Source organism: Chryseobacterium rhizosphaerae, assembly GCF_003385455.1.
GTDB lineage: Bacteria > Bacteroidota > Bacteroidia > Flavobacteriales > Weeksellaceae > Chryseobacterium > Chryseobacterium rhizosphaerae.
In genome coordinates this window covers 1-538 of sequence record NZ_QNUF01000088.1, presented here as the reverse complement: position 1 = coordinate 538, position 538 = coordinate 1, and the positions used below count along the sequence as shown (strand labels likewise).

General features: G+C 43.7%; 1 protein-coding gene. It reads left to right on the top strand.

Features of this window, described 5'->3' with window-relative positions:
* On the top strand, positions 1-538 hold a 538-nt coding region (locus DRF57_RS23845), incomplete at both ends, for a hypothetical protein (protein ID WP_157969937.1).

Sequence of the window (538 nt, the reverse complement as noted above, 5' to 3'; positions counted from 1 at the left end):
TCCTGACAACGTCTACCAACCTACCGGAATGAGCCTGAATACTGACGGAATCCAGAACTATAATAATGACCTGATCCAAAGTATTACATACAACGAAAATAATGATCCGGTGTTCGTAGATGGTGAAAAAGGGGATGCTGCCTTCCAGTATGGGCTTACTGCTATGAGACAGAGGGTTACTTATGGAGGGAATTTCAGCGGTGGCAGTGACGGGAAATTCACCAAATTATACAGTGAAGAAGGAAGCTTTGAAGTGGTAAAGGACAATACAACCGGGAAAGAAAAACATATTATATATATCGGGGGATCGCCATATGATTCTGATATTGTATATTTGAAAAGCTTTGAGGCAACTAATGGTGGTTACCTGTTGCTGCATAAGGATTATCTGGGGAGTATTCTGGCCATCAGCTCTTTAAGCGGCAAGCCGCTCGAGCGCAGGCATTATGATGCATGGGGCAATCTTACTCATCTTCAGCTGGCTGGCGGTCCTGTTATTACGGATAAGAATATACTCAACACTACTCCGTTATGGGTG